The organism is Streptomyces sp. HSW2009, from assembly GCF_040240285.1.
Taxonomy (GTDB): Bacteria; Actinomycetota; Actinomycetes; order Streptomycetales; family Streptomycetaceae; genus Streptomyces.
In genome coordinates this window covers 13,472-30,001 of the sequence record NZ_JBEHZD010000030.1, presented here as the reverse complement: position 1 = coordinate 30,001, position 16,530 = coordinate 13,472, and the positions used below count along the sequence as shown (strand labels likewise).

Below are 16,530 nucleotides of genomic sequence, written 5' to 3'. Positions count from 1 at the left end.
GGACGGCGCCGCGTCGGCCGCGGGCGCCCTCGCCCGCACGGACCCCGCCGGCGACGCGGCGGGCCCGGCGTCCGCCCAGGCGGGGCCCGCGGTCAGCGGAACGGCGGCGACCAGCCCCAGCACGAGGGCGGCGGCCAGGCCGGTGCGGACGGGCCCTAACCTCGCGCCCGTCCGCCCGGCAGACGCAGGGCCGGCGGCGGGGGCTTGGACGTGGTGACGCGCAGGGACATACGGCGGCATACGGGACTCCCGGAATCAGTGGGCCGAACGGCTCGTACGGACACCGCCCATGCTTCCGAGCCACACCGCCCCCGGACATCCGCCCGAGGAACGGCACCACCCCTGACCCCACCCCGCCCCAGCACACCCCGCACGACGGGGCGCACGTCAGGGTTGCTCCCTAAGGTCGCCCACACCCGACGAGCCCCCGGGGCCCACCACCCACCCCGACCAACCCACAACCGGCCGGGCCGCGACGAGGGTTGGCCGGGTCTGCACCGCGGGCGGGCCTCAGCAGAGGCCGGGGCTGGGCCCAGGTGAGGCCGGGAAAGGGGCCGGGGCCAGGCGCCAAGTCAGGCCGGGATGAGGCCGGGAAAGGGGCCGGCGAAGGGGCTCAGCCCGAGCAACCCTGCGCCCGCCGGCCCAACTCCCCTACCCGAGCGCCGACTTCACCACATCGGCCAGCCGGCCGGCGACCGTGCGGGCCTGCTCGATGTCGGCGGCCTCCACCATCACCCGGACCAGCGGCTCCGTACCCGAAGGACGCAGCAACACCCGCCCGGTGGCGCCGAGTTCACGCTCGGCGTCGGTGACCGCGATCCGCAGTTCGGGCGAGGTGGCGGCCCGCGACTTGTCGACGTCGGGGACGTTGATGAGGATCTGCGGCAGCCGCTCCATGACGCCCGCCAGATCCGCCAGCGACCGCCCGGTGTCCGCGACCCGGGCCGCCAGCAGCAGGCCGGTCAGCGTGCCGTCGCCGGTGGTCGCGTGGTCCAACACGATGACGTGGCCCGACTGCTCACCACCCAGCGCGAAGCCGCTGCGCTTCATCTCCTCCAGCACGTACCGGTCGCCGACCGCCGTCTGCACCAGGGCGACGCCCTCGCGCTCCATCGCCAGCTTGAAGCCCAGGTTGGACATGACGGTGGCCACCACGGTGTCCTGCCGCAGCGCACCCGCGTCCCGCATCGCCAGCGCGAGCACGGCCAGGATCTGGTCGCCGTCCACCTCGGCCCCGGTCGCGTCCACCGCGAGGCAGCGGTCCGCGTCACCGTCATGGGCCACACCCAGGTCGGCACCGTGCTCGACGACCGCGGCGCACAGCTTCTCCAGGTGCGTGGAGCCGTACCCGTCGTTGATGTTGAGGCCGTCCGGGTCGGTGCCGATGGTGATCACCTCGGCCCCGGCGCGGGCGAACGCCTCGGGCGAGACCCGCGCCGCGGCGCCGTGCGCCCCGTCGATGACGACCTTCAGCCCGTCGAGCCGGTTCGGCAGCACCCCGATCAGATGCGCGACGTAGTTGTCGAAGCCCTGGTCGTACGTGGTGACCCGGCCCACGCCCGCACCGGTCGGCCGGTCCCACGGCTGGCCCGCGGCGTGCGCCTGGTACGTCTCCTCGATGCGGTTCTCCAACTCGTCGGCCAGCTTGTGGCCGCCGCGCGCGAGGAACTTGATCCCGTTGTCGGGCATCGCGTTGTGGCTGGCCGACAGCATCACGCCGAGGTCGGCGCCGAGCGAGCCGGTCAGGTACGCGATGGCGGGCGTCGGCAGCACGCCGACCCGCAGCACGTCCACGCCCGCACTGGCGAGCCCGGCCACCACGGCCGCCTCAAGGAACTCCCCGGAGGCCCGTGGGTCACGCCCGACCACTGCCACCGGGCGATGGCCATCGAACGTGCCCGCCGCGGCGAGTACGTGCGCCGCCGCGACCGACAGGCCGAGCGCCAGCTCCGCCGTCAGATCGGCGTTGGCGACACCGCGCACACCGTCCGTACCGAAGAGTCGTCCCACTGGTGTCCTCCGAGATCACATCACATGAACCAGGGTTTACGTCCAGGTATACGCCCCTGGTCGCCGATAACCGAACGCCCCGGCAGCACGAATGGTGCCGCCGGGGCGTGGTAAGCGCAGCGAGGCTCGCTGCAAACCGCTGCGAAGCGGTCGCGAGATTAGCGCTTGCTGTACTGCGGGGCCTTACGGGCCTTCTTGAGACCGGCCTTCTTGCGCTCGACCGCACGGTCGTCACGCTTGAGGAACCCGGCCTTCTTCAGCGCGCCGCGGTTGTTGTCCACGTCGGCCTCGTTGAGCGCACGGGCCACGCCGAGGCGCAGCGCACCGGCCTGGCCGGAGATGCCGCCGCCGCTGATGCGGGCGATGACGTCGTAGCGGCCTTCGAGCTCAAGCACCTTGAAGGGCTCGTTGACTTCCTGCTGGTGCACCTTGTTGGGGAAGTAACCCTCAAGGGTGCGACCGTTGATCTTCCACTTGCCGGAGCCCGGCACGATGCGGACGCGGGCGATGGCGTTCTTGCGACGCCCGAGGCCCGCGGCGGGCTGCGGGTCGCCGAAGCGGGACGCGAGGGACTCGGAGGTGTACTCCTCGACCGGCACGTCCTCGATGAGCTCGGTCTCGGTCTCAGCCTCCACGACGTCTTCGACGACGGGGGTTTCTGCGGTGGTCTCGGCCACGATTCTCCTCAGATTCTTTTCGTCTTAGGGGGTGGCCGGGACTACTGCGCGACCTGGGTGATCTCGAACGGGACCGGCTGCTGGGCGCCGTGCGGGTGCTCGGCACCCGCGTACACCTTCAGCTTCGAGAGCATCTGACGGCCCAGGGTGTTCTTGGGGAGCATGCCCTTGATGGCCTTCTCGACGGCCTTCTCGGGGTTCTTCGCCAGCAGCTCGTCGTAGCGGACGGAGCGCAGACCACCCGGGTAGCCGGAGTGGCGGTACGCCATCTTCTGGGTCCGCTTGTTGCCGGACAGGTGCACCTTGTCGGCGTTGATGATGATGACGAAGTCACCGGTGTCAACGTGAGGCGCGTACACCGGCTTGTGCTTGCCCCTCAGGAGGGACGCGGCCGTCGTGGCCAGACGGCCCAGGACGACGTCCTGCGCGTCAATGATGTGCCACTGGCGCTGGACATCGCCGGGCTTGGGGCTGTACGTACGCACGGTCGTAGCCTTCGCTTCTTCAGTGATGGGGTCGCCCCTGATCCGTGAGAACCAAGGGGACGAGGTCCTGACAAGGCCACCCGGACGATCACGACAGCCCTGGCCACACATCGGGGACGCAACCCGAGTGCTCGCCGCTGGTCATCGGCCCGGTGGACCGGCGTAAGGGCCCCTCACGTGAGATCGAGCAAGCCAATACGCATAACGAACTGGCAGAATACCGGCCCGCCCCCGGCCGGGTCAAAACAGGCGGTCGACCCCCGCGCCACACCGGGCCCGGACGCCGCACCACACCGGGCCGCCGGCCCCGCCCCGCCGCTCACCCGGCCCGCCCAGCCGGGCTGCCCCGCCCGCCCGCCCCCCCGGGCTGCCTCACCGCGCCCGCTGCACCCGTCCCTCGTCCCACACCGGCTCGGACACCTCGCGCACCCGGCCGTCCGCGCCGAAGACCAGGAAGCGGTCGAAGGAGCGGGCGAACCAGCGGTCGTGGGTGACCGCGAGCACCGTGCCCTCGTACGCCGCGAGCCCCTCTTGAAGGGCCTCCGCGCTCTCCAGGTCCAGGTTGTCGGTGGGCTCGTCGAGCAGCAGCGCCGTCGCTCCCGCCAGCTCAAGGAGGAGGATCTGCATCCGGGCCTGCTGGCCGCCGGAGAGCTTGTCGAAGGGCTGGTCGCCCTGGCGCTCCAGCTCGTACCTGCGCAGCACGCTCATCGCCCCGCCCCGATCCTTGGCGTGCTCCTGCCACAGGATCTCGACCAGGGTGCGGCCCACCAGCTCCGGATGGGCGTGGGTCTGCGCGAAGTGGCCGGGCACCACCCGGGCGCCCAGCTTCCACGCGCCCGCATGGCTCACCTCTCCACCGGCCAGCAGGCGCAGGAAATGTGACTTGCCCGACCCGTTGGAGCCCAGCACCGCGACCCGCTCGCCGAAGAAGACCTCCAGGTCGAAGGGGCGCATCAGGCCGGTCAGCTCCAGTTGCCCGCAGGTGATCGCCCGCACCCCGGTGCGCCCGCCGCGCAGCCGCATCCGGATGTCCTGCTCGCGCGGCGGCTCCTGCGGCGGCCCGGCCTCCTCGAACTTCCGCAGCCGGGTCTGCGCGGCCTGGTAGCGCGAGGCCATGTCTGCGTTGTACGCCGCCTTCTGCTTGAACATGAGCATCAGCCGGCGCAGCTTCGCGTGCTCCTCGTCCCAGCGCCGGCGCAACTCCTCGAAGCGCGCGAACCGCTCCTTGCGCGCCGCGTGGTACGTGGCGAAGCCGCCGCCGTGCACCCACACGTCGCTGCCGGCCGGGCCGGGCTCGACGCTAATGATCTTCTGCGCGGAGCGGGCCAGGAGCTCCCGGTCGTGGCTGACGAACAGCACCGTCTTGGACGTCTCCAGCAGCTTCTCCTCCAGCCAGCGCTTGCCCGGCACGTCCAGGTAGTTGTCCGGCTCGTCCAGCAGCAGCACCGCGTCGGGGCCGCGCAGCAGCGCTTCGAGCACCAGCCGCTTCTGCTCGCCGCCGCTGAGCGTGCGCACCTGCCGCCACTGGGCCCGCTCGTACGGCGTGCCGAGCGCGGCCATCGTGCACATGTCCCAGAGCGTCTCCGCCTCGTACCCGCGCGCCTCGGCCCAGTCGCTCAGCGCCTGCGCGTACGCCATCTGGGCGGCCTCGTCGTCCACGGTCATCACCGCGTGCTCGGCCGCGTCGACCGCCTTCGCGGCCTCCTGCAACCGCGGCTGGGACACCGAAACCAGCAGGTCACGCACGGTGCGCTCGTCCCGCACTGAGCCGACGAACTGCGACATCACGCCCAGCCCACCGCTGACGGTCAGGCTCCCGCCGTGCGGCTTGAGCTCGCCGGCGATCATGCGCAGCAGGGTCGTCTTGCCCGCGCCGTTCGCCCCGACCAGGGCGACCGCCGCGCCCTCGGCGACCCGGAAGGAGACGTCGCCGAACAGCACCCGCCCATCCGGTAGGTAGTACTCCAGATGCGCGCCCTCAACGTGTCCCATGCGTCCAGTCTCACCGCCGCGCCCCACCGCCGGCCAACCGTTTTCCGCCCCGGCCACCGGGCGCCCGCGCGCCCCCGCCCGCGCCCCGGGTGGGGCCCCGCGCGGTGCCCATAGGATGCGCGGCATGAGCTTTGGGCAAGGGGGGCCGTACGGGCCCGGGGGATCTCAGACGCCGGACTGGTCGGCCCTCGCCGACACCGCGGCCCGTGACCGGCGCCGCAAGTGGCTGCTCTTCGGCGGCGGGGCGGTGGCCGCGGCGGCGATTGCCGCGATCGTCGCCACGGCCGTGATCGTCAGCGGCGACGGCGGCGACGACAAGAACGCGGCCCGGCTGCCGAGCCCGGCCCAGTTGCCCAGCGAGTCGGCCGCGCCCGAGCCCACGTTCTCCGACGTCGACCCGCCCGCGCCGATCTCCCCGCTGGAGGTCATCGCCGACGGCAAGAAGGACACCGCGCCGATCACCGCGGCCGGCCTGTTCCCCGGCGACCAGGCGGTGATCGGCGGGCGCAGCTACACCAAGGGCGCCATCACCAGCACCAAGGACTGCGGCTCGGTGGCGCAGAAGGCGCTGCACCCGGCGCTCACCGGCAACGGCTGCCGCCAGGTGGTGCGGGCCACGTACACCAGGGACGGCATCGCGGTCACCGTCGGCGTCGCGGTCTTCGACACCAAGGCCGCGGCGGAGCGGGCCAAGGAGACCGCCGGCCCCTTCCTCGCGACGCTGCCCGGCGCCGGCGTGGACCGGTTCTGCGCCAACACAGCCTGCCGCTCCTCCAGCAACGCCATCGGCCGCTACGGCTACTTCACCACCGCCGGCCACACCGACGGAAGCCCGGTGCCCACCAGCGACACCAAGGTCCGCCAGGCCAGCCTGGACGTCGCCGGCCACGCCTTCAACCGCATCATGCAGCGGGCCACCACCCAGGCATCGGCCGCCGCCACCACCGACTGACCGCACCCACCGCCCATCGGCTGACCGCCGGGCCCCGCCCCGCCGGACCCCGAAAGCACGGCACTCGCTCCCACCCGCCGGTGCACGACCCGTCCGCCGGCCGCGCCGCCGTGCCCGTACGCCGCTGTGAGGCCGTCACGCCCGCGCGCCCACGCGTCAGCCGCACCCGTGCCCGTAAACCCGCCCGTAAACCCGTACGCCCAAGAGACCCGCGGCCCACGGCCCCCACCGGCCCCAGCGCCCCAAGCCCCTCGGGCACCCCGAGCACCCCCAAGCCCCACAGCTCCCAGGTCTCAGATCTCGGATCTCGGATCTCAGGCGCCCCAGATCTCAGCCCCACAACGATGCCCCCACCGCGAGCGCGCCCGGTCGCGCGGACGGAAAGCGGGGCCCCAAGGTTGTCTTGCGGTCGGAGATTGTGGGCCATTCCATATCGCCGCACCCGAGAGCAACCTTTGCCCCTCCGAACCGTCTAATGAGGCAGTCAGGCCAGAGGGGAGACAGCGCACCACAGGCGCAACCCGTGCTGCGTAAAGCCAACATGAAGATTTCGTTTCTGCTGCACAACGTGTACGGCATCGGCGGCACAATCCGCTCCACGTTCAACCTGGCGGGCGCGCTCGCCGAGCACCACGACGTGGAGATCGTCTCGCTCATGCGCACGCAGGAGACGCCCAGCCTCCCGCTGCACCCCGCCGTCCGCATCGTGCCGCTGATCGACCTGCGCAAGAGCAGCCGCGTCAGTGACGCCGACAACCCGCTGCTCAAGCAGATCACCCCGCGCATCCCCGCGGCCGAGGCCAACGGCACGGTGAATTTCAACGCGCTCACCGACGAGCGCATCGCCGGCTACCTGGACTCCACCGACGCCGACGTCGTCATCGCCACCCGCCCCGGCCTGCTGATCTACCTGGCCGAACTGGGCCGCGGCGCCGGCCGCCGCTATCTGCGGATCGGCCAGGAACACCGGCTGCACGAGACGCACAAGCCCGCCCTGCGCGCCGCCTGCGACGCGGCGATCGCCCAGTTGGACGCGCACACCACCGTCTCCGAGGCCGACGCCGCCACCCACCGCGCCAAGCTGCCCGGCATCAGCACCCGCCTGGTCGGCCTGCCCAACGGCGTCCCGGCCACCGGCATCGAACCGTCGGACGGCAACGCCAAGCTGGTCGTCGCCGCCGGCCGGCTGATCCCCGTCAAGCGGTACGACCTGCTGGTCACCGCCTGGGCCACGGTCGCGGCCCGGCACCCGGAGTGGAAGCTGCGGCTGTACGGGCGCGGCCCCCAGCAGGCCGCCCTGCGCACCCAGATCGACGAGCTCGGCCTCGCCGACCACATCACCCTGATGGGCCCGCACTCCCCCATCGAGACCGAGTGGGCCAAGGGCTCCATCGCCGCCGTGACCTCCCGCGAGGAGTCCTTCGGCATGACGATCGTGGAGGCCATGCACTGCGGCGTCCCGGTCGTCGCCACCGACTGCCCGCACGGCCCCGGCGAGATCATCAGCAACGGCGAGGACGGGCTGCTGGTGCAGAGCGGCGACGCCGACGCCGTCGCCAAGGGCCTGCTCACCCTCATCGAGGACGACGACCGCAGGCACGCGATGGGCAGGGCCGCCCGGGTCGCCGCCCAGCGGTACGCCCCCGAGCGGGTCGCCGCCGCGTACGAGAAGCTCATCGGCGAGCTCCAGGCGGCGCGCGGCCAGTCCGCCACCGTCCGCCGCTCCCACGACAGTGCGCGCGCCCCCCGCAAGCCGCTCGCCGCCACCCTCAAGGCGACCGTCAAGGGCCTCATCGGCAAGGCGCCGCTGCGCCCCGTCGCCACCTGCCGGGCCGACGGCCAGGGCAACCTCACGCTCGCCGTCGCCGGCCCCGGCGTGCAGGGCCAGGGCCTCGCGCTCACCCTCACCGAGCGCGCCAAGGGCAACCACCACCGCGTACCGCTCCAGCAGCCGGCCACCGCGGGCGGCGCCTGGACCGCGACGCTGGACCTGGCGGCGCTGCGGCTCACCGAGGACCGCTGGGACCTGCACGTCGTCCGCGGCGACGGCACCCGCCGCCGGCTGAGCTGCTCCTACGCCGAGGGCCGCGGCCTGCTCACCGCCCAGCCGCCGGCCGGCACCCCCTTCACCTGGTGGGTGCCGTACACCACGGTGGACGGCTATCTCGCGCTGCGCGCCTGGTACCGGGACGCCCACGCCGAGGCGGAGAGCGTGCACGCGGACGCCAGCGGCGTGACCGTCACCTGCACCCTGTACGGCACCACGCTGGCCGACCCGGCGGACCTGGCCCGCACCGGCGGCAACGCGCCCAGCGTCATCGCCAAGCCGCGCACCACGGGCGAACCCCTCACCTCCCCGGTGACCGTGCTCGGCCCGGACCGGTTCCGCTTCACCTTCTCGTACGCGCAGGTGCACGCGGCCCGGGCGGACCAGGAGGCCGCCGACCCGGTCTGGGACGTCAGCCTGCGCCCGGGCACCGGCACGCCGGCCACGCTGCGCGTCGGCCGCATCCTGGGCGATGTGCTCGACCGCAACAAGACCGATCTGTACCCGCTGGTCGACGGCGTCCGCCCGTACTTCACCAAGGCCAACAACCTCGCCCTGACCGGCCCGAAGCGCTCGCGCTGAGCCGAGCGGGGCGGGAGCCCACCGCCCCCGCCCCGCCCCTTCAGCAGCAGCCCCCGCCGCCCCCGCCGGGGGCATCCGCGCCCAAGACCGGCAGCGTCCGCTTGTTCCGCGCCTCCCGGCTGCGGGCCGCAAGCAGCTCGTCGGCCGGGTAGCCGACCTCCTCCAGCGTCAGCCCGTGCGGGCGCACCACGTGCACGGCCGAGTCCCGTACGCCGGCGGCCCGCACCTTGGCCGGCCACTCGGCCGGCCGGTGCCCGTCGCCCACGAAGAGCAGCGCGCCCACCAGCGAGCGCACCATGTTGTGGCAGAACGCGTCCGCCCGCACCGTCGCCGTGACCACCCCGTCCGCGCCCCGCTCCCAGTCGAAGCGCTGGAGCGTACGGATGGTCGTGGCGCCCTCGCGCCGCTTGCAGTACGCGGCGAAGTCGTGCTCGCCGACGAGTCGCCCGGCCGCCTCGTTCATCGCCGCCACGTCCAGCGGCCAGTCGTGCCACAGCACGTGCCCGCGCAGCAGCGGGTCCACCCCGCCCGGATTGTCGGTCACCCGGTACGCATCCCGCCGCCAGACGGCCGAGAAGCGGGCGTTGAACCGGGGCGGCGCCGGCGCCACCCGCCAGATCCGCACATCGTGCGGGAGCCGTCCGGCCAGCCGGCGCAGCAGCCGCTCCTCGTGCTCGGCCCACACCTCGTCCGGCACGTCCACGTGGGCCACCTGGCCCCGCGCGTGCACCCCGGCGTCGGTCCGGCCCGCCACCGTCAGCTCGTACGTCCGCGTCGAACGCGTCACCGTGCGCAGCGCGTCCTCGATCTCCGCCTGGACCGTGCGCCGGCCGCCGGCCTGGCGCGCCCACCCGGAGAAGTCCTTGCCGTCGTAGCTGAGGTCAAGCCGCAGCCGCACCCACCCCGGGGCCGCCTCGTCACTCACACCCGATCCCTTCGCACGCCACGTCCCTGCTCCAAGCCGAACGGGCCCGCCCCAGAGATCCTGGAACGGGCCCGTCGGTCAGCCTTCGCCACACTCATCCGCCAACGGCGGGACGAGTCATCAGGCGTCCTTGGCCTCGGTCTCCTCGGCGGCCTCGGCCTGCACGGCCTCGTCCTTCTTGAGGTCCGCGACGGCCTGGTCGCCCGCGGCGTCCTTGGCGGACCGCTTGGTGGCGGCCTCGGCCTCACCCACGGCGGTCTGCTGCACGGTCAGCGCCTCGACCAGCTCGATGACGGCCATGGGCGCGTTGTCGCCACGGCGGTTACCGATCTTGGTGATCCGGGTGTAGCCACCCGGACGGTTCTCGTAGCGCGGGCCGATCTCGGTGAAGAGCGTGTGGACGACGCTCTTGTCCGTGATGACCTGGAGCACCTGACGGCGGTTGTGAAGGTCGCCCTTCTTCGCCTTGGTGACCAGGCGCTCCGCGTACGGGCGCAGCCGCCGGGCCTTGGCCTCGGTGGTGGTGATGCGGCCGTGCTCGAAGAGCGCCGTCGCGAGGTTCGCGAGGAGCAGCTTCTCGTGCGCGGCGCTGCCGCCCAGACGGGCACCCTTGGTGGGACGCGGCATGGTGTTTCTCCTTCTGATCTGCACCGGCCGTACGAGGTACCGGTGTCAGTGTCCGAGCGGGCGGTCACCCGTCGGAGACCCGAGCCCCCGAAGGGGCGCGGGGAAGCTGCGCGACCGGCCGAAGCCGGTCCGCAACCACGGTCGAACCGTCGAGCCCGAGCGCTCGCTCCTGGTTCAGTGCCGGTTCGGCACCGATCAGTACTGCTCGGTCTCCACGAAACCCGCGTCCGCGTCGTCGTCGGCGCCGAAGGCGTCGGCGGCGGCGGTCGGGTCGAATCCGGGCGGGCTGTCCTTGAGGGCCAGGCCCATGCCGGCCAGCTTCGCCTTGACCTCGTCGATCGACTTGGCGCCGAAGTTGCGGATGTCGAGCAGGTCCGCCTCGGAGCGGGCCACCAGCTCGCCCACCGAGTGGATGCCCTCACGCTTGAGGCAGTTGTACGAACGGACCGTGAGCTCAAGCTCCTCGATCGGCAGCGCCAGATCGGCGGCGAGCGCGGCGTCCGTCGGGGACGGGCCCATGTCGATGCCCTCGGCGTCGACGTTGAGCTCACGGGCCAGACCGAACAGCTCGACCAGGGTCTTGCCGGCCGAGGCCATCGCGTCCCGCGGGCGCATGGCCTGCTTGGTCTCGACGTCGACGATCAGCTTGTCGAAGTCGGTGCGCTGCTCGACACGGGTCGCCTCGACCTTGTAGGTGACCTTGAGGACCGGCGAGTAGATCGAGTCGACCGGGATGCGGCCGATCTCCTGGCCGACCTGCTTGTTCTGCACCGCGGAGACGTAGCCGCGACCGCGCTCGACGGTCAGCTCCATCTCCAGCTTGCCCTTGCCGTTCAGGGTGGCCAGGACCAGGTCGGGGTTGTGCACCTCGACACCGGCCGGCGGCGCGATGTCCGCGGCGGTGACCAGGCCGGGGCCCTGCTTGCGCAGGTACATCACGACCGGCTCGTCGTGCTCGGAGGAGACGACGAGCTGCTTGATGTTGAGGATGAGGTCGGTGACGTCCTCCTTGACGCCCGGCACGGTGGTGAACTCGTGCAGGACCCCGTCGATCCGGATGGACGTGACCGCCGCACCGGGGATCGAGGAGAGGAGCGTACGACGCAGGGAGTTGCCGAGGGTGTAGCCGAAGCCCGGCTCCAGCGGCTCGATCACGAACCGGGAGCGGTACTCGTCGACGACCTCTTCGGTCAACGAAGGACGCTGAGCAATCAGCATGAGGTGTTGCCTCCAGTCTCCGGCACCCACTATTTGATGCCGACGGATACTGCAAGGGTACGGGCGGCACGCCACGACACCGGCGAACCGGTGCGGCGTACCGCCCGTGACCCGGAGCGACTACGGCCCGTAGTGCAGGTGCACTACGCCCCGTAGGGCTCGATGATCAACTGCTCCCGCGCCGGGTGCCGAGCACCTGGCGCGCGGGCAGGCCGTTCCCGCGGTCGATCAGACCCGGCGACGCTTCGGGGGGCGGCAGCCGTTGTGCGGGGTCGGGGTGACGTCCTGGATCGAGCCGACCTCAAGGCCGGTGGCCTGGAGCGAGCGGATCGCGGTCTCACGGCCGGAGCCCGGACCCTTGACGAAGACGTCGACCTTGCGCATGCCGTGCTCCTGCGCGCGACGCGCGGCCGACTCGGCGGCCATCTGCGCGGCGAACGGGGTGGACTTGCGCGAGCCCTTGAAGCCGACGTGGCCGGCAGAGGCCCAAGAGATCACGTTGCCCGTGGGGTCGGTGATCGAGACGATCGTGTTGTTGAACGTGCTCTTGATGTGAGCGTGCCCGTGGGCGACGTTCTTCTTCTCCTTGCGGCGCACCTTCTTGGCGCCCGCCGTACGGCTCTTCGGAGGCATTCTGATGAACTCCCGTGGAGGTGGTCGGTCCTACAGCTCGGACCGCGAACTGTTCGCGGCCGGGGGCGGACCCCCGATCCGCAGCGCGTCCGGTGTGGACTACTTCTTGCCCGGCTTCTTCTTGCCGGCGATGGCGCGACGCGGGCCCTTGCGGGTGCGGGCGTTGGTGCTCGTGCGCTGACCGTGGACCGGCAGGCCACGACGGTGACGCAGACCCTGGTAACAACCGATCTCGACCTTGCGGCGGATGTCGGCCTGGATCTCGCGACGGAGGTCACCCTCGGTCTTGAGGTTGGCGTCCACGTACTCGCGGATCTTGACCAGGTCCTCTTCGGCCAGGTCGCGAACGCGGGTGTCCGGGTTGACGCCGGTGTTCTTCAGGGTCTCCTGGGCACGGGTGCGACCGATGCCGAAGACGTAGGTGAGGGCAACCTCCACGCGCTTTTCGCGCGGGAGGTCAACGCCTGCGAGGCGTGCCATGAATCTGGCTCCAGTTGATAGACGGAGGTCTTCCGCAGCACCTCTCCCGACTGCCCTCCGCGGCGGGCGCTGCCGGGTCCCCGGCCTCCGCCGGGGGTGTCATCCGCATCGGCTGCGGACGGGTGGCTGCGTATGTACGTGTTGCTCGCGTCGCGCGAAGGTACTGCGAGGTGCGGGGTCGAGCGTCAGCCCTGGCGCTGCTTGTGGCGCAGGTTGTCGCAGATGACCATGACCCGGCCGTGACGGCGGATCACCTTGCACTTGTCGCAGATCTTCTTGACGCTCGGCTTGACCTTCATGGGTGAGGTTCTCCGGGTCGTGCCATCGCCCCACGGGAGCGGGACGGCGGCGAGATCTACTTGTAGCGGTAGACGATGCGTCCGCGCGTCAGGTCGTAGGGAGAGAGCTCCACCACGACCCGGTCGTCAGGGAGGATGCGGATGTAGTGCATGCGCATCTTGCCGCTGATGTGCGCGAGGACCTGGTGACCGTTCTGGAGCTCCACCTTGAACATGGCGTTCGGCAGGGACTCGATCACGGTGCCCTCGATTTCGATGGCACCTTGCTTCTTGGCCACGCTTCGCCCTTCGAATCGGCTACCTTGATCAACTCTCGGCATGCATACGCGATGCATGCGCGCTCGCAGCACCGCTCCGAGGGAGCTGGCATACGGGCGCGCAGATATACGAGAGCCGACGCATCAGTCTACGTCAGCGGTTCCCGAAAGACGAATCCAGGTCTTCTGCCCGTACACGGAGATCATTAAGCACTGTGCCGCTCAGCGGCGTACGGACCGGCCATATCGGGGCAGGCCCGGCCACGCTCAGCCCGCAGCCAGCGGGTCGGGCGCCGCCGTCACCCCGTACTCGGCCAGCTTCGCCCGGCCGCCGTCCACGGCGGTCAGCACCAGCGGGCCCTCCTCGGTCAGCGCCACCGAGTGCTCCCAGTGGCACGACCAGGAACCGTCGTCCGTCTTGACCGTCCAGTCATCGGCCAGCACATGGGTACGCGCCGTGCCCAGGCTCACCATCGGCTCGATCGCCAGGCACAGCCCAGGCACCAGCTTCGGGCCCTTGCCCCGCTTGCGGGAGACGTAGTTCAGCAGGTGCGGGTCCATGTGCATCTCGCTGCCGATGCCGTGGCCACCGTAGTCCTCGATGATCCCGTACTTGCCGGAGGCAGGCCGCGGCTGCCGACGGATGTACTGCTCGATGGCCCGCGAGACGTCCACCAGCCGGTGCCCCTTGCGGACCGCCGCCAGGCCGGCCCACATCGACTCCTCGGTGACCCGGCTCAGCTCGTGCAGCTCCGGCGCGTGCCCCTCGCCCACGAAGGCGGTGAACGCGGCGTCCCCGTGCCAGCCGTCCACGATGGCGCCGGCGTCGATGGAGATGATGTCGCCGTCCTTCAGCACGGTCTCCGCATCCGGGATGCCGTGCACCACCACGTCGTTCACCGAGGTGCAGATCGTCGCGGGGAAGCCGCCGTACCCCAGGAAGTTGGACTTGGCCCCGGCCTCGGCAATCACCTTGCGGGCGGCCTCGTCCAGGTCCTTGGTGGTGGCGCCCACGACGGCAGCCGCCCGGCAGGCCTCGTGGATGCGCGCCACGACCAGCCCCGCCGCCCGCATCTTCGCGATCTGCTCCGGGGTCTTGATCTCCAACATGGGTCGCCTTCCGCCTTCTGTGATACCTACACACAACAGTACGGCCGTGGCGCTCGCTGGGAGCACCACGGCCGCACACGCCGTTACCGCACCGCCGCACCCGCCCCATCGGGCCGGCGGGGGCCTGGACTCACGGACCCGGTACGGTCCGACCGTCCGTCGTCGCGGTCCGCTCGGACTGCTGGAGCAGCGCGTCCATGGCCCGCTGGGTGACCTCGACCACCTTGCCGAGCGCCGAGATCGTCACGACCAGGCCCTGGGCCTTGTAGAAGTCGATGATCGGCTCGGTCTCGCTGTGGTAGACCTCCAGCCGCTTGCGGACCGTTTCCTCACTGTCGTCCTCGCGCTGGTACAGCTCGCCGCCACAGACGTCACAGACGTCCGCCACCTTGGGCTTGCTGTACTCCACGTGGAAGGTGTGGCTGGAGTCCGTACGACAGGTACGCCGCCCGGCGATCCGCTTCACGACCTCGTCCTCGGGGACCTCCAGGTCCAGCACCGCATCCAGGCTCAGCCCGTCCGCGGTCAGGATCTGGTCGAGCACCTGGGCCTGGTGGAGGTTGCGCGGGAAGCCGTCGAGCAGGAAGCCGCCCTCGGCATCGGGCTGGGCCATCCGGTCCTTGGCCATGCCCACCGTGACCTCGTCCGGCACCAGTTGTCCGGCCTTCATGTACTCCTGCGCCTGCTGGCCCAGGGGCGTGCCCTGACTGATGTTCGCGCGGAAAAGGTCACCCGTGGAAATGTGCGGGATTGACAAGTTCTTGGCGAGGTACGCGGCCTGCGTTCCCTTGCCCGCCCCGGGAGGCCCGACGAGGACGATTCGCATCAGCGGAGGAACCCTTCGTAGTGTCGCTGCTGAAGCTGGCTCTCGATCTGCTTCACCGTCTCCAGACCAACACCCACGATGATGAGGATGCTGGTACCACCGAACGGGAAGTTCTGATTGGCGTTGAGCGTCACCAGCGCCACCGTTGGCACCAGAGCGATCAGGCCCAGGTACAGCGAGCCGGGCCACGTGATGCGGTTCAGCACGTAGCTCAAGTACTCCGCAGTGGGACGACCAGCCCGGATACCCGGGATGAACCCACCATACTTCTTCATGTTGTCAGCAACTTCTTCGGGGTTGAAGGAGATGGCGACGTAGAAGAAGGCGAAGAAGACGATCAGCAGGAAGTACGTAACGATGTAAACCGGGTGGTCACCCGTCACGAAGTTGTTCTCGATCCAGACGGCCCACTCCGCGTCGGAGCCGCTGAACTGGGCGATGAGCGCCGGGATGTAGAGCAACGACGAGGCGAAGATGACCGGGATCACGCCGGCCTGGTTCACCTTGAGTGGGATGTAGGTCGAGGTCCCGCCGTACGAACGGCGGCCGATCATGCGCTTCGCGTACTGGACCGGGATGCGGCGCTGCGCCTGCTCCACGAAGACCACCAGGGCCACCATCGCCAGACCACAGACGATGACGAGGCTGAACTCCAGCCAGCCGTCCATGATCTTGCCCTGCTGACGGATCGCCCACAGCGCGCCGGGGAAGCCGGCCGCGATGGAGATGAACATCAGGATGGACATGCCGTTGCCGATGCCGCGGTCGGTGATGAGCTCACCGAGCCACATCACCACCGCCGTGCCGGCGGTCATGGTGATCACCATGGTGATGGTGACGAAGATCGACTGGTCGGGCACGATCTGGTCGCCGACCTGGCAGTTCTGGAAGAGCGAGCCGCTGCGCGCGGTGGCCACCAGGCCGGTGCCCTGCAAGATCGCCAGCGCCACCGTCAGATAACGGGTGTACTGCGTGATCTTTGCCTGCCCCGACTGACCCTCCTTCTTGAGGGCTTCAAGACGGGGGATCACCACCGTGAGCAACTGAAGGATGATGCTCGCCGTGATGTACGGCATGATCCCTAGCGCAAAGATGGTGATCTGCAGTAGCGCACCACCACTGAACATGTTGACCAGGCCGAAGAGCCCCTGCTGGGACTTGGCCTCGTCCATGCACTGCTGGACGTTCGAGTAGTCGATTCCGGGAACCGGGACGTGCGCCCCGAGCCGGAACAGGACGATGATGCCCAGCGTGAAGAGCAGCTTCTTGCGCAGGTCGGGCGTCTTGAACGCTCGGGCGAACGCGGTGAGCACGGTGCCTCCTGCGCCCCCCGCGTCGAGCGCGAGAGGTGACGGTCTTGAGGATCGACGAATACAAATCAGCCAAAACCCGCGCGCACACAGGCCACGC

Annotated in this window: 16 protein-coding genes; 2 read left to right on the top strand and 14 right to left on the bottom strand. The window is 70.6% G+C overall.

Annotation, left to right across the window (positions count from 1 at the left end; translation table 11 throughout):
* Nucleotides 1–651 precede the first annotated feature (651 nt).
* The 4 genes from glmM to AAHZ94_RS04360 form a co-directional block, all read right to left on the bottom strand.
* Nucleotides 652–2,010, bottom strand: coding sequence for a phosphoglucosamine mutase (glmM, locus tag AAHZ94_RS04375; protein WP_349990659.1), 1,359 nt, complete (start codon nt 2,008–2,010; stop codon nt 652–654).
* Between the two features lie 158 nt (nt 2,011–2,168).
* On the bottom strand, nt 2,169–2,687 hold the full coding sequence (rpsI, locus tag AAHZ94_RS04370; RefSeq protein ID WP_349990657.1) for a 30S ribosomal protein S9: 519 nt from the start codon (nt 2,685–2,687) through the stop codon (nt 2,169–2,171).
* 41 nt (nt 2,688–2,728) lie between these two features.
* Complete coding sequence (gene rplM / locus AAHZ94_RS04365; protein ID WP_349990655.1) at nt 2,729–3,172, bottom strand: 50S ribosomal protein L13; 444 nt, start codon at nt 3,170–3,172, stop codon at nt 2,729–2,731.
* A gap of 372 nt (nt 3,173–3,544) precedes the next feature.
* On the bottom strand, nt 3,545–5,164 hold the full coding sequence (locus AAHZ94_RS04360; RefSeq protein WP_349990654.1) for an ABC-F family ATP-binding cassette domain-containing protein: 1,620 nt from the start codon (nt 5,162–5,164) through the stop codon (nt 3,545–3,547).
* Between the two features lie 124 nt (nt 5,165–5,288).
* On the opposite strand from AAHZ94_RS04360, the gene AAHZ94_RS04355 reads away from it, so the two are divergent.
* Nucleotides 5,289–6,116, top strand: a complete 828-nt coding sequence (locus AAHZ94_RS04355) for a hypothetical protein (protein WP_349990652.1) — start codon at nt 5,289–5,291, stop codon at nt 6,114–6,116.
* 541 nt (nt 6,117–6,657) lie between these two features.
* Entirely contained in the window at nt 6,658–8,745 is a 2,088-nt protein-coding gene (locus AAHZ94_RS04350; protein ID WP_349990650.1) for a glycosyltransferase family 4 protein, read from the top strand.
* Between the two features lie 40 nt (nt 8,746–8,785).
* Here the strand turns inward: AAHZ94_RS04350 and truA are convergent, their stop codons facing one another.
* The 10 genes from truA to secY all read right to left on the bottom strand — a co-directional run bounded on the left by truA (nt 8,786) and on the right by secY (nt 16,433).
* The gene (truA, locus tag AAHZ94_RS04345; protein ID WP_349990649.1) at nt 8,786–9,670 is read right to left on the bottom strand and encodes a tRNA pseudouridine(38-40) synthase TruA; all 885 of its coding nucleotides are present in this window, start codon (nt 9,668–9,670) and stop codon (nt 8,786–8,788) included.
* 120 nt (nt 9,671–9,790) lie between these two features.
* Complete coding sequence (rplQ, locus tag AAHZ94_RS04340) at nt 9,791–10,297, bottom strand: 50S ribosomal protein L17 (RefSeq protein ID WP_349990647.1); 507 nt, start codon at nt 10,295–10,297, stop codon at nt 9,791–9,793.
* A gap of 195 nt (nt 10,298–10,492) precedes the next feature.
* Nucleotides 10,493–11,515 (bottom strand): DNA-directed RNA polymerase subunit alpha, encoded by a 1,023-nt coding sequence (locus AAHZ94_RS04335; RefSeq protein ID WP_144380962.1) that lies wholly within the window; start codon nt 11,513–11,515, stop codon nt 10,493–10,495.
* Between the two features lie 228 nt (nt 11,516–11,743).
* Nucleotides 11,744–12,148, bottom strand: coding sequence for a 30S ribosomal protein S11 (gene rpsK, locus AAHZ94_RS04330; protein ID WP_009715860.1), 405 nt, complete (start codon nt 12,146–12,148; stop codon nt 11,744–11,746).
* A gap of 99 nt (nt 12,149–12,247) precedes the next feature.
* Nucleotides 12,248–12,628, bottom strand: coding sequence for a 30S ribosomal protein S13 (gene rpsM / locus AAHZ94_RS04325; RefSeq protein ID WP_176163520.1), 381 nt, complete (start codon nt 12,626–12,628; stop codon nt 12,248–12,250).
* 185 nt (nt 12,629–12,813) lie between these two features.
* On the bottom strand, nt 12,814–12,927 hold the full coding sequence (gene rpmJ / locus AAHZ94_RS04320; protein ID WP_003956441.1) for a 50S ribosomal protein L36: 114 nt from the start codon (nt 12,925–12,927) through the stop codon (nt 12,814–12,816).
* A 56-nt stretch (nt 12,928–12,983) separates the two neighbouring features.
* Nucleotides 12,984–13,205 (bottom strand): translation initiation factor IF-1, encoded by a 222-nt coding sequence (gene infA, locus AAHZ94_RS04315; protein WP_030262853.1) that lies wholly within the window; start codon nt 13,203–13,205, stop codon nt 12,984–12,986.
* A gap of 246 nt (nt 13,206–13,451) precedes the next feature.
* On the bottom strand, nt 13,452–14,294 hold the full coding sequence (gene map, locus AAHZ94_RS04310; protein WP_349990645.1) for a type I methionyl aminopeptidase: 843 nt from the start codon (nt 14,292–14,294) through the stop codon (nt 13,452–13,454).
* A 130-nt stretch (nt 14,295–14,424) separates the two neighbouring features.
* A complete protein-coding gene (locus AAHZ94_RS04305; RefSeq protein ID WP_349990644.1) occupies nt 14,425–15,120 on the bottom strand; it encodes an adenylate kinase in 696 nt (231 codons plus the stop codon).
* Nucleotides 15,120–16,433, bottom strand: a complete 1,314-nt coding sequence (secY, locus tag AAHZ94_RS04300) for a preprotein translocase subunit SecY (protein WP_349990643.1) — start codon at nt 16,431–16,433, stop codon at nt 15,120–15,122. Before secY ends, AAHZ94_RS04305 begins: the two co-directional genes overlap by 1 nt.
* Between the last annotated feature and the right edge of the window lie 97 nt (nt 16,434–16,530).